This window comes from Sphingobacterium sp. JB170 (assembly GCF_900163865.1).
Taxonomy (GTDB): Bacteria; Bacteroidota; Bacteroidia; order Sphingobacteriales; family Sphingobacteriaceae; genus Sphingobacterium.
Genome location: NZ_FUKU01000030.1, coordinates 1 through 12,010, shown reverse-complemented (window position 1 = coordinate 12,010; position 12,010 = coordinate 1). Strand labels below are relative to the sequence as shown.

General features: G+C 41.4%; 9 protein-coding genes and 2 pseudogenes. 5 read left to right on the top strand and 6 right to left on the bottom strand.

Translation table 11 applies throughout. The features are described from left to right. Window positions 1–103 precede the first annotated feature (103 nt). The 3 genes from FM107_RS09140 to FM107_RS09130 all read right to left on the bottom strand — a co-directional run bounded on the left by FM107_RS09140 (window position 104) and on the right by FM107_RS09130 (window position 4,270). Window positions 104–1,699 (bottom strand): DUF4139 domain-containing protein, encoded by a 1,596-nt coding sequence (locus tag FM107_RS09140; protein WP_086948379.1) that lies wholly within the window; start codon window positions 1,697–1,699, stop codon window positions 104–106. A gap of 229 nt (window positions 1,700–1,928) precedes the next feature. Beyond that, entirely contained in the window at window positions 1,929–4,031 is a 2,103-nt protein-coding gene (gene feoB, locus FM107_RS09135; protein WP_086948209.1) for a ferrous iron transport protein B, read from the bottom strand. Between the two features lie 2 nt (window positions 4,032–4,033). After that, complete coding sequence (locus tag FM107_RS09130) at window positions 4,034–4,270, bottom strand: FeoA family protein (RefSeq protein WP_086948208.1); 237 nt, start codon at window positions 4,268–4,270, stop codon at window positions 4,034–4,036. Between the two features lie 130 nt (window positions 4,271–4,400). Between FM107_RS09130 and FM107_RS09125 the strand changes: the two genes are divergently transcribed. After that, window positions 4,401–4,859 carry a MarR family winged helix-turn-helix transcriptional regulator gene (locus FM107_RS09125; RefSeq protein WP_086948207.1) on the top strand — a complete coding sequence of 153 codons (459 nt, stop codon included), beginning with the start codon at window positions 4,401–4,403 and terminating at the stop codon, window positions 4,857–4,859. Between the two features lie 2 nt (window positions 4,860–4,861). Here the strand turns inward: FM107_RS09125 and FM107_RS09120 are convergent, their stop codons facing one another. Beyond that, a complete protein-coding gene (locus FM107_RS09120) occupies window positions 4,862–5,668 on the bottom strand; it encodes a ZIP family metal transporter (RefSeq protein ID WP_086948206.1) in 807 nt (268 codons plus the stop codon). Then, window positions 5,665–6,264, bottom strand: a complete 600-nt coding sequence (locus tag FM107_RS09115) for a phosphatase PAP2 family protein (protein ID WP_086948205.1) — start codon at window positions 6,262–6,264, stop codon at window positions 5,665–5,667. The genes FM107_RS09120 and FM107_RS09115 overlap by 4 nt, the downstream gene beginning before the upstream one ends. A 171-nt stretch (window positions 6,265–6,435) precedes the next feature. Here FM107_RS09115 and glmM point away from each other — a divergent pair, with 171 nt between their 5' ends. Then, window positions 6,436–7,818, top strand: a complete 1,383-nt coding sequence (glmM, locus tag FM107_RS09110; RefSeq protein WP_086948204.1) for a phosphoglucosamine mutase — start codon at window positions 6,436–6,438, stop codon at window positions 7,816–7,818. Window positions 7,819–7,913: 95 nt separating this feature from the next. Here the strand turns inward: glmM and rlmF are convergent, their stop codons facing one another. Further along, complete coding sequence (rlmF, locus tag FM107_RS09105; RefSeq protein ID WP_086948378.1) at window positions 7,914–8,822, bottom strand: 23S rRNA (adenine(1618)-N(6))-methyltransferase RlmF; 909 nt, start codon at window positions 8,820–8,822, stop codon at window positions 7,914–7,916. A gap of 471 nt (window positions 8,823–9,293) precedes the next feature. Between rlmF and FM107_RS09100 the strand changes: the two genes are divergently transcribed. From FM107_RS09100 to FM107_RS09090, 3 genes and pseudogenes are all read left to right on the top strand, one after another. Next, on the top strand, window positions 9,294–10,613 hold the full coding sequence (locus FM107_RS09100) for a site-specific integrase (RefSeq protein ID WP_256959443.1): 1,320 nt from the start codon (window positions 9,294–9,296) through the stop codon (window positions 10,611–10,613). Window positions 10,614–11,046: 433 nt separating this feature from the next. Beyond that, window positions 11,047–11,435, top strand: a pseudogene (locus FM107_RS09095) (single-stranded DNA-binding protein). A 43-nt stretch (window positions 11,436–11,478) separates the two neighbouring features. Beyond that, window positions 11,479–11,955 (top strand): annotated as a pseudogene (locus tag FM107_RS09090) (DUF932 domain-containing protein); the annotation flags it as partial. Window positions 11,956–12,010: the final 55 nt, after the last annotated feature.

Sequence of the window (12,010 nt, the reverse complement as noted above, 5' to 3'; positions counted from 1 at the left end):
CCGATGGCAAAGGGGACATTATGCCCCCTTTTGTAAATGCTGTCGGAGAGTCCGTGCATAACTTAGCTACGTTCCCCCCAGTGCTATTGCGGCATTGATAATATTAGAGTGTGATGCTTTCGTCTTTTGGATATTTGATCGAATAGGAGAATTTTATATTTTTTGTTTCTCCCGGTGCCATCTTGACGTTCCAGCGTAGAATTCCTGTTTCTGCATCAACGGAAGCACCATCTTTATCGCGCAACTCGATATCCATCGCCTTGTCAGTCGATAGGGGATATTGATCGTTTAGTTCAACGGAGACAGCTGTTTTTTTATTGTTCTTCAAACTGATTTCGTAGGTAAAAAGCTGGGTCTTATTGTTCCCAAATGTTTTGACTTGCGAAAGGTCCTCAACGAGCTCCCGCTTCACCTGAATAAGCCTATCGCGGCCCATACTTAGCAGTAAGGTGTCTGCAGTGGTGGCGGGATCTAACCGCGTTTTTCCGACTATCATATTTTCGACGAATATATTCGCTTCTCCGGGAATCAGGTTCAGCTTCTCATAATTCGTAAGTTCCGCCGATAGGTACACGCCAGGGTCAATTCCAGGCGCCGAAACATATTTAAATGTGACTGGCGTTTCATATTCACGCAAGTTTACTGCATGTGTTTTGTTGTTTGAAATAATCGTATAAGGGACCTCGATGTCAAATGTTGTATACATTTGGTTTTCGGTTTGTACTACACTCGGGGCTGCCATTTCCAGTTTCGCCAAGTTGCGTTTTGTCGTGGTTACGGCTATTTCATTAAGGAGTTGCGGTGCTCGTCCTACAGCTGTTCGAGCAAAAGGCTTATTGAAATAGAGTCGCCAAGGCTGTAGAACCGGCAACATTCCGCCCTGCGTAGGACTTCCGGTAGATAACTGCAATTGGACATTTGTCCAGTCGACACCCGTATTTTGAAACACGTTTGCTTTATAGACGATGTTCAGCGGCTGTTTTAAATTCTCTGCACGAACGTCGTACGCGGCTTTCCACCCGGCGCCCAAAGCGAGGTAGGTCATTTTGAAGGGTTTTATACCTGCGCTGGAGTTCATGACCTGTACAATGAGCTGACCGCTTGCTGCTGAAGTCTGTCCTTTAAGTTCATCTAGACGTGCTTTTGCAAGCTTTACCAAAGGCGCTTGTAGTTCTATTTTTTCTGTAATCGTACTGATGTTATTTTTTACCGCAAGATATTTTGGTTTGTAATATTCGGTCATCTTTATCAACTCGGAGACCGTTGTTCCAGAATTGTCCGATGTTATTTTTTGATTGCTTTCCAAGAGCTTAAGGATCGACTCTTCCGTTTGCTTTTCATTCTCTAATTCGGTTAGTTTGTTTTGCTCATTTTTAAAAGCAGCCTCATATTCGAGGTATTCGGGTGATTTGATCTCTTCGGTAGTCGGATCCTTGGCGGCCCGTACGGATAAGATGGTAACCGATGGGGTGGAACCGATCTGAATAGTATTCTCGTCGATTTTCGACGCCACATGTGTGAAAGTAATCTCGCTGCTTCCTTGAGGTAAGTTAACGGATGTCTCATGCAGGAGTTCGGCATTGCTAGTAAACACCGTCACATGTTTAAGTTCTGGTTTTATAGTAAGTTTATCTTGCGCGAATGTCGTAGCGCTCAATATCGCACCGATGGCGATTAATAGGGCGTGTTTATTTTTCATCGTTTTAATTTTTACCATGGATGCAGTAAAGTGCGAAATTCCACAACGCATCAAAAAAAGAGGTGTACAGTTACCTTTTTTGATCGTCAGGAAGTGCGATGCCGCATCCGCAGCCTTTGGAACACCCCCCATTTTTATTGGAGGGTATTACTTTTTTTATAATAAAAAAGAGGGCGATGATAAAAATTACCCCAATAATTCCATATTGAATGTAAAGTCCCATATTTATTTACTTAAGGGTTTGATATGCAATAAAAGCGAAGATGTAGGCAACTCCAGTCATCATCACTGTTTGAAAGATTGTCCATTTCCACGATCCTGTTTCTCTTTTAACGGTGGCGATTGTACTCATACATTGCATTGCGAATGCATAAAAAAGCAATAAGGATACGCCTGAGGCAAGATTATATGCCGGCAGCCCGGTGTTTCTATTGATTTCTGAACGCATTCGGCTTAACAAAGTCTCTCTTTGGCCTTCATCTTCGATGTCTACGTTTTCTCCGAGACTGTACACGGTTGCCATTGTCGCAACAAATACCTCACGAGCAGCGAAGGAGGATACAAGACCAATCCCCATTTTCCAGTCGTAACCCAGCGGTTCTACCAGCGGTTCGATTCCCATGCCTATATAACCAAGAAAGGAGTGCTCAAGTTTGAATGACGCTATTTTCTCTTCCAGGTGCGCCCCCTCTAAAATGGGATTTGCTTGCTGAACGTACTTTTGGGCCTCGCTGAACTTATCATTCGGACCAAAACTACCCAGTACCCATAAGATAACAGACATCGCTAAAATGATCTTACCTGCTCCGAAGATAAAGCTCGAGGTCTTGTCCCAAATATTGGTGATTACGTTTTTCCAATCCGGGGTTTTATAAGATGGTAGTTCGAAGATAAGAAAACTTTTATGTTCGCTTTTGATCACCAAGTTCAAACCCCATGCGGATACTAATGCAGCAACGACGCCCAACACATAGAGCAGCGTCAACACTAGCCCCTGCAGCCCAATCCCCATAAATGTTTCGTCGGGAATAACAAGGCCTATCAGCACGATGTATATCGGCAGGCGAGCAGCACAGGTCATAAATGGCGTAACCAGCATGGTCAGTAAGCGTTCTTTGGTGTTTTCGATATTACGAGCCGACATAATTGCGGGAACTGCGCATCCTATCCCGGAGATGAGCGGAATAACGGATTTTCCATTTAAGCCATAAGGTCGCAGCCATCTGTCCATTAAAAATACAACCCGGCTCATATAGCCCGTTTCCTCCATCAGTGATACCAACAAAAATAAGATCGCGATCTGCGGAATAAAAATCACGATTCCACCAATACCAGCGAGGAGCCCTTGGGTGATAAGGTCCGAGATCGGTCCATCAGGGAGCACGGTCGAGGTATAGGCGATTAGTGCCGAAAAATTTTCATCAATCCAATCCATTATTGGTGTGGAGAGCGTAAAGACCAACTGGAAGGTGAAGAACAATATTAAAAAGAAGACTATATACCCAAAAACAGGATGTAATAGGTATTTATCGATGACATTTGTTTTCGTGAGGTGCTTATTTTCAATCTTACTGATTATAGCTTCCGTATTCTTGTCAACCGTTTTATGGCGTCTTACAACTTCATGTTTTTGCAAATTACTTGCCGTGAGCTGATGTTTCGCGCGCAACGCGAGGATAGCATCGTTTAGTTCTTTTGAAAGAAAACTAATTTTATCTTGGGCTACAAATTGCCAGGTCTGATATTCTGTTAAAAGTGGGAATAAGCCTTTCGCTTCCTCCATTATCGTGGCGTAGTCGGATCCAATATTGAAGCCTCCGGTATAAGTTCCGGGCCGGTCATCGAATGCACGGATGAGCTCTTTTATTCCTTTGCCATTTCTCGCGTCGGTAGTATAAACATGGCATTGTAGGTAAGATTCCAATTTATTGTAATCTATATCGAGCCCTTTAGCTGCAACTTCATCGATCATATTGATCACGAAAATTGCCTGCAATCCAAGTTCTCGAGCCTGTTGGTACAATATGATCGAACGGGTGAGGTTGTTCGGTTCGGCCACGACCACCACAAGATCTGGGTAAAATTTATTGGACTTGTCGGCAAGGGTATTAAATACAATCTCTTCGTCGAGCGAAGTAGGGAATAACGTGTAGGTTCCCGGTAAGTCGACAATAGTATATGTTTTGTTTCCAGATTTTAGCGTGCCCTCTCTTTTTTCGACTGTTATTCCGGGGTAATTTCCGACCTTCTGATGAAGTTTGGTAATACGATTAAATAAGGATGTTTTTCCGACATTGGGATTACCCAATAGCGCTATAATGGGGTTGGTCATAGTTACTTACTTACAAAAATATGTATTGCTTCTGATTTACGGATAGCCACTAGTGTGTTTGAGTTGTGAATATGCAGACCGATGGGGCCGCTAAACGGTGCTTTGTGTTTGATCTCGACAGTTGTTCCTGGTAACAGGCCCAACTCGAAAAATTTGGAGGGGACTACGGCTTCATCAATCGTACGTATGGTAGCTACCTCGCCAACTTTTAGGATATCTAATCTGAAACTTTCTTGCATTTCTAACGTTTAAAAAAAATATTAAATATATATTCGCGTTGTTATCAATTTAAATTGAACCAAAGATAGCTAATTTAGAATTGTTCTACGGTATTGTCGGTGTCACACTTTTGTTTAAATCATAAAATGAATGAGAATAGAGGATGAAATCAAGGTCATGAAATTCCGTGATAATTGGCATAAATGCACCGTTAATATACTTTTCACCGCCAGTTGGTTGACCCGGAATTTAGAGCGTCGAGCTGCTAAAGTTGATATTACTTTGCAGCAGTTTAATGCGTTACGAATACTTCGCGGACAACTGCCTAAACCAACAACTAACAATCTACTAGGGTCCCGTTTGATCAATAATACGCCGGACATCCCGCGGTTGATCGATCGTATCGTGAGTAAGGGGCTTGTTTTAAGAACCCAAAATAAAAACGATAAAAGAGCCGTCGACTTGTTTATCACCGACCGTGGACTCGATTTACTCCAAGAAATTGAAGATGAGATGATGTTAACCGATCTTTTGCCTGGAAATCTAAGTGACCAGGAGGCGGAAATGTTGACGAGGCTTCTAGATAAGTTACGTGGCAGTTCGGTGTAAATTTAATGAACATGATCATGAGAGCTCTCATGATCATGTTGTTCGATATGTTGCACGTCTTGTCCCTCATGGTTGTGACCGTGGCTGTCGAATAAAAAATTGAAAAGCGAAACTAATATTCCTAGCAGTACCGCAATCAGTTTCTTGCGATTAAATTTATGGTGGTCGGCTGACCCGGATTCAAAAAGAATGGTCGTTGAAATATGTAAAAAGATACCAATAACGATCGCCATTATCTTGTCAAAATACTTCGCAATATTACCGATTTCCCCTTCGCTTATTCCTTTGCTTGTTATGAAACCTAGTGGCGTCATTGCGGCAAATAGAAAAATAAAGAGACATATCTTAGTGCGCGAGAGGTGGGTGTTAATTAAAAGGCTACCTAAGGCGAATGCGGCAGGAATGTGGTGTATTGCTATTCCAAAGACTAGTTCTGATTGGTGCCCGGCAGCAAGTGGCATTCCCTCTAAGAATGCATGCAGACAAAGGCTTATCATAATACCAACTGGAAAAACTGAATGGTTATGATGGTGTATGTGTCCGTGTTCAATCCCTTGGGAAAATTGTTCTAAGATCAGCTGAAATAAAAATCCGCCCAGAATATAAATCCCGATTATTTGTGGGCTTGTGGTATGACTTAGATATGCGTGCGGTATCAGATGTAACACGGTGATACTAAATAGATAAGCGCCACTAAAGGACAATATCAATTTCAGTAACGAGGTGTTGTCTTTTTTGACAAAGAATACCGTTAATCCCGCAACAAAGGCTGAGATAAATAATACTGTAACAATTAGGAATGAATTCATATAGTTGTCGGCTCTGCCGAATCATTGTTTTTAAAGAATGCAGGAAAGAAGTGCTTAAAGAGGTATCCTATACTTGTTCCGATTAAGATACCGAGTGCCGCACCGGCGAGGATGTCTAATGGATAATGAACCCCTACATAAATTTGTGAAATAGCGATCAGAGATGCCCAGGTGATGGCAAGCCACATAGCGTGTTTCCAGCGGCGTCTAAAAAGTACGATCCAGAAAAAAGCCATCGCAAAATGATTTGTAGCATGAGAAGAAGTAAAACTATAGCCCGAACCGCACCGGATCCGAATGTTCACCTCGTTTTTAAATACCAAATCATTACAGGGGCGAACACGTTTAATCGTATTCTTTACAACGCGTGAGGAAACGAGATCTGAAACTCCAAAATTTGCGAGCGTGAAGGCCACGATGATAATACCCATTTTCCCGTAATGTTTGATGAAGAAAATGATGAGAAAAAGGTATAGTGGGGCCCATGTATATGGGTTTCTTAGGATCGGCAAGAGCCAATCGAAAAAGGGATTACTCAATCCTTGGTTGACAGCTAGGAAAAGTTCCTGGTCAAAATGAATAAGCTGATTCCACATATGTCGTGTAGATGTTTGTTTTCGATTTTAAAAATAAGGAAAAATAAGTAACAATGACTCATTTTTATAAACGAAACAGTGTTGCAACAAAAGTACGTTATTAGACGTAAAAGTGAAAGTTTTATAGGAATATTTGTTCGATAAAGCTATTTTTACCTAAAACGAAATTATATGACGCTTATTAAATCGATATCGGGTATTCGAGGTACAATTGGAGGTAAGGCAGGTGATGGTCTTACACCAATCGACATTGTTAAATTTACAGCTGCTTTCGGACGGATTCTATTGGGGAATTCAGACAGCAAGACGATTGTTGTCGGGCGTGATGCTCGGGAGTCAGGAGAGATGGTTAGTAATCTAGTTGTAGGAGCATTACAAAGTATTGGAGCTAATGTTGTGAATTTAGGGCTTTCAACAACACCAACCGTTGAGCTCGCCGTTCCGATGGAGAAAGCAGCAGGGGGGATCATTTTAACTGCTTCTCATAACCCTGGACAATGGAATGCACTGAAACTTTTAAATAATGAAGGCGAATTTATTAGTGATATAGAAGGACAAGAGGTACTTAGACTTGGTGAAAATTTGGATTTTGAATTTTCTGCGGTGCAAGAACTTGGAGTTGAGCGAAGCGATGACTCCTACCTGCAAAAGCATATCGATGCCGTTTTAGCATTGCCGCTTGTTGACGTGGATGCAATTCGCGCGGCTAACTTTAAAATAGCTGTTGACGCGGTAAATAGCACAGGTGGATTTTTTATTCCCGCGTTATTAAAAGCCTTGGGTGTAGAAACTGTTTATAAAATTCATTGCGAGCCAAACGGTAAATTTCCGCACAACCCGGAACCATTGAAAGAAAACCTGACGGATTTATCCGGTGCTGTATTAGAGTATGGAGCCGATCTAGGGATCGCTGTTGATCCAGATGTTGATCGACTTGTGTTTATGATGGAAAATGGGGAGCTTTTTGGTGAGGAGTACACATTGGTTGCCGTGGCGGATTATATTTTATCCAAGACGCCAGGTAATACCGTGTCGAATCTATCCTCCACGCGTGCTTTGCGTGATGTGACGACAAAGCATGGCGGTAATTACTATGCTGCGGCAGTTGGCGAGGTGAATGTGGTTACAAAAATGAAAGAGGTACACGCCGTCATTGGCGGCGAAGGAAATGGGGGAGTAATCTACCCGGATTCGCATTATGGGCGAGATGCGCTTGTGGGTGTCGCTCTTTTCCTAAGCCATTTAGCGCAATTAGGCGGAACGGTGTCTGCATATCGCGCGAGCCTACCGCAGTATTACATGTCCAAAAATAAAATTACTTTAACACCAGGGTTGGATATCGACGGCTTACTAGCGAAGATGCAAGAGAAATATAAAGACGAAGACCATAGTACAATTGACGGTTTAAAGATTGATTTTGCGAACCAATGGGTGCACTTACGCAAATCAAATACGGAACCGATTATCCGTATCTATTCGGAAGGTTTCACGCAGCAAGAAGCGGAAGATATCGCCAATCGAATTATCGCTGAGATTCAAGAAATCATTAAATAAAAAAAAGAGGCCATCCAAAATTTTGGAGTCACATCATTTAATTGAAGATGGCCTCTTTTTTATGAGGAGCTTTTACAAGTTCATAAAAAAAAGTGTTAACTCCATTTCCAGGCGAGGATACGAATTGTCTTATTACCTTGGGTCATCGGAATGATTTTCACAGCTTTGGCTTTGTGGTATTCCAAAATAGCCACTAGCGGTTTTAAATTCTTTTTGTCCGATAAAAGAGAAGTTATCCAGCCTAGCTGTTCCTTATACTCCATACTTTGGTAAATCATGGTCCGTACAAATTGACGTTCGCCACCTTCGCACCACAGCTCGTTGGGATGTCCGCCGAAATTCTGAACAGGCATTGCCCCCGGTTTTTTATTTAAATTGTGAAATTTCTTGGTCGATTTTGACCAGTTATCTTCCCGTGATTTAAAGAAAGGAGGGTTGCAGACAACAGCTTGGAAATGTTCGCCCTTTTCAATTACCCCGGTAAAGATGTTCTCTTTATTTTCTTGCAGCCGTACATCAATATTGTTTTTTAGATTAGGGTTGTTCTTTAATATTGATTGCACATGATGGATCGCATTGATATCTATTTCCGTAGCTACAAATGACCATTGATATAACCTTTGTCCCAGAATCGGGTAAATACACGAGGAACCGGTGCCGATATCCATGATACGCACGCGCTTGCCTTTGGGGACAGTTTCATTGTTATCCTCGGCTAGCAAGTCTGCTAGATAATGTATATAGTCGGCTCTACCCGGTATAGGCGGACAAAGACTATTTTTCAAAATTGACCAGTATTCAATTTCATAATACTTCTGAAGTAAACTTTTGTTCAGCTCAAATACAGCGTCGGGATTCCCAAAATCTATCGATTCCGTTCCTGCTGGTGTGAGAACGATATAATCCTTGAGGGCAGGATTTCTGGCCGTAAGTTTTTTGAAGTCATAACCTATGCCATGTATGTTACGTGGATGTAGTGATTTCTTTTGTGGGGAATGCGACATATTGTTTAATTTTGGTACAAAGGTACCATAAAATTCGCTGGATTTGGTGACCAATTGGCTCATCGGCGTGCAGTTTCCAGTTAATATATACGATCTTTATTAGGCGCTAGTATTTTGGACGGTAGCACTATTCAACTGGACAAACGCGAGGCATACAAAATTGAGGACACTCCATAGATGACAGATATAAATATTAAAGATTTTTTAGATAAAAAAGATTAGATAAAAGCAAAAATAAGCAAAACGATTAAAACCGTTGCTATACAATGCTTTATAAAACAGTAGTCTTAGATTGGAAGCCCGTGTCTGTATGATTTTAGGCTTAAATTGACAGGGTTAGGTTACTAAATCGTTACCGATTTATATAGGTAATGAAACAACTTAACAGGTTATATTTCAGTGTTTTGCGCCCCTTTTTATATTTCCTTGTAACTCAATGTAATTTAATTTTAAACATTAAAGATTTGAGTTATGGAGCAGACAAAAAAATCCACGTACAAACTCCTTTTCTACCTTAAAAAGAACGAGCCGAAAAAGAATGGCAACGTACCGATTATGGCACGTATTACCATTGACGGCACGCCCAAAACAATGGGTACAAAGTTAGAAATTGACCCCAATATCTGGGATTTGAAATTTGGAAGAGTTGAGGGCAAGAGTGCCAAAGCATTGAGCATTAACCAAAAATTGGATAATATACGTGGGCGTATCGACAAGATTTATGAAGATATGCTCAAACACGAGGGTTTTGCCACTGCACAGAAAGTAAAGATTAAATTTCTCGGTGTAGGTGTAATGGACGATGCTGTACTAAAGGTTTTCAACGACCAAAATGAGGAATTTAAAAAAATGGTCGCTAAGGGAAAACGCTCCCAAAGCACTTATAGTAAGTATAACACGGTTTACAACCACCTTAGCGAATTTATAAAGGAGCGTTACCATAGGGACGATATGGCATTCCGGGAGCTTACTTCTGATTTTATCCGGGAGTTTGATTTCTTTCTCCGCATTGATAAGGAATGTACCCATAATACGGTTTGGGTTTATACAATGCCCGTTATTGCTTTGGCAGAACTGGCTATCAAAAAAGGGCTGATACGTGAAAATCCGTTTGAGGATTATGAAATCAGTATGGAGGAAACCGACCGGAGCTACCTCTTAAAAGAAGATGTAGAAACCTTATTGTTTCTGAAGCCGTCAAATCCCCGATATGAACTTGTAAAAGACCTCTTTATTTTCAGTTGCTTTACAGGGCTTTCCTACATTGATATTAAGAAGCTGAAATGGGGAAATATCCAATCATTCTTTGACGGACACGAATGGATAATCAGCAGGAGGAAAAAATCTGATGTGGCTTCCAATGTCCGTCTTTTGGAAATCCCAAAACGCATTATTGAGAAATATCGTGGCGTTAGAAAAGATGATTTTGTATTCCCAATGCCGTCTAATGCAACCTGTAATAAGCATATAACTAAACTTATTGAGGAAGCGGGCATTATTACTGAACAGAAAGTTACATTCCACACCGCCCGTCATACTTTCGCTACAATGTTTTTGACCGAGGGCGTACCGCTTGAAAGCCTTAGCAAAATGATGGGACATAAAAATATTTCTACCACACAGATTTATGCTAAAATCACAAGCCAGAAAATCAGTAAAGATATGGATTTGGTTGCCCCCAAATTTAAGGCTATGGAAGATGCCTTTCTTATACAAATGGAAAGTGAAGAAATAGAATTATTAAATGAAGTTACACTTGAATTTTACGATACCGAAGAAGTTATGGTTTAAAACATAGTCTATTCTTTATTTTCAGATTAAAGCAGGATTTATTCCTGCTTTTTTTATTGCCCCTACTTTTCGATTACTCCTATCTCTTTTCACAGGCTATCACAGCCTGAATATTGATACCCCATATCAAAATAATATTAGACCAGAATTTTCCACAATCAACCGGTAAAAAGGCAGCTAAGTTATAGCGGGCAGCCACCGCACACCCCCACCAATAAAAAAAACGAATGAACGGTTTCCCCCTAAAGGAACCCCCATTAAATCATTTTTTTCTTGGTTTTCGCTGTTGCCCGCTTGGATTATCTGCTTTCTTTTTTCCGGTTTTTCTTTTGGAAAAATTTATGCGAAGCGAAGCGGAGCAGACCACAACAGGAAGCAGGGAACGAGAAAAGCGAACGTAACAAAATGTCAAATTTTTAAAAACAGAACGATTATGAACATCATCGGACGACTGACAAGAAATGCGGAAGTACGCACCTTGTCGAACAGCAAACAGGTAGTGAATTTCTCAATTGCTACAAACGACACCTATCGCAACAAACAAGGCGAACGAGTAGAACAAACAACCTACTTCGATTGTGCCTATTGGATTTCTGCAAAGGTGGCAACGCTACTCACCAAAGGCACTTTGGTAGAACTCACAGGCAGGGTAAAAGGGCGTGGGTAAACAAAGACGGAGAGCCAAGAGCAGGGCTAAACTTCCATACCTCACAAATCAAACTGCACGGAGGTATCAGGAGAGCCGAAACCGTACAAGCTACTGCACAATCAGAAAGCAACGGATTTACAACACAGGCAATAGAGGACGACCTCCCATTTTAACAACGAGTATTCAATCATTTTTTAACATCAAAATTTTATCAAAATGGCACATAACATCAATTTCAACGAGCAAACAGGACAACACTCATTTTTTAGCGTAGAACAAAAAGCGTGGCACGGTTTGGGGCAAATCGTAAAAGACTATCCGACAAGCGAGGAAGCAATCCGATACGCAGGGTTAGACTATGATGTCGTTAAATCCCCACTATTTACCAAAGGTTCGGGCATAATCGAAACGGATAACGTTATAGAGATAGGCAGTAGTGAATTGGAAGTACCCAACTATTTCGCCAATATTCGCACCGATAATAATGCAGTATTGGGGGTAGTCGGCAAGGATTACCACATCGTTCAAAATCGGGAAGCCTTTAATTTCTTTGATGCTATCGTAGGCGGTGGCGAGGGTATTCTCTACGAAACCGCAGGTGCATTGGGCAAAGGGGAACGCATTTTTATCACAGCCAAATTGCCCGATTATATCCGTGTAGGCAATGGCGATGACGTAACGGAAAAGTACATCGTGCGCCCATAAGGGTGTTTAGTGAATGCAGTTTTGGCAAACTGCTGAGCAAGTG

Bases quoted from the DNA above. Each gene is read 5' to 3' on its own strand.
- FM107_RS09140 (WP_086948379.1), bottom strand. From the start codon at position 1,699: ATGAAAAATAAACACGCCCTATTAATCGCCATCGGTGCGATATTGAGC.
- FM107_RS09130 (WP_086948208.1), bottom strand. From the start codon at position 4,270: ATGCAAGAAAGTTTCAGATTAGATATCCTAAAAGTTGGCGAGGTAGCT.
- FM107_RS09120 (WP_086948206.1), bottom strand. From the start codon at position 5,668: ATGAATTCATTCCTAATTGTTACAGTATTATTTATCTCAGCCTTTGTT.
- FM107_RS09115 (WP_086948205.1), bottom strand. From the start codon at position 6,264: ATGTGGAATCAGCTTATTCATTTTGACCAGGAACTTTTCCTAGCTGTC.
- FM107_RS09125 (WP_086948207.1), top strand. From the start codon at position 4,401: ATGAGAATAGAGGATGAAATCAAGGTCATGAAATTCCGTGATAATTGG.
- FM107_RS09100 (WP_256959443.1), top strand. From the start codon at position 9,294: ATGGAGCAGACAAAAAAATCCACGTACAAACTCCTTTTCTACCTTAAA.
- glmM (WP_086948204.1), top strand. From the start codon at position 6,436: ATGACGCTTATTAAATCGATATCGGGTATTCGAGGTACAATTGGAGGT.
- rlmF (WP_086948378.1), bottom strand. From the start codon at position 8,822: ATGTCGCATTCCCCACAAAAGAAATCACTACATCCACGTAACATACAT.
- feoB (WP_086948209.1), bottom strand. From the start codon at position 4,031: ATGACCAACCCCATTATAGCGCTATTGGGTAATCCCAATGTCGGAAAA.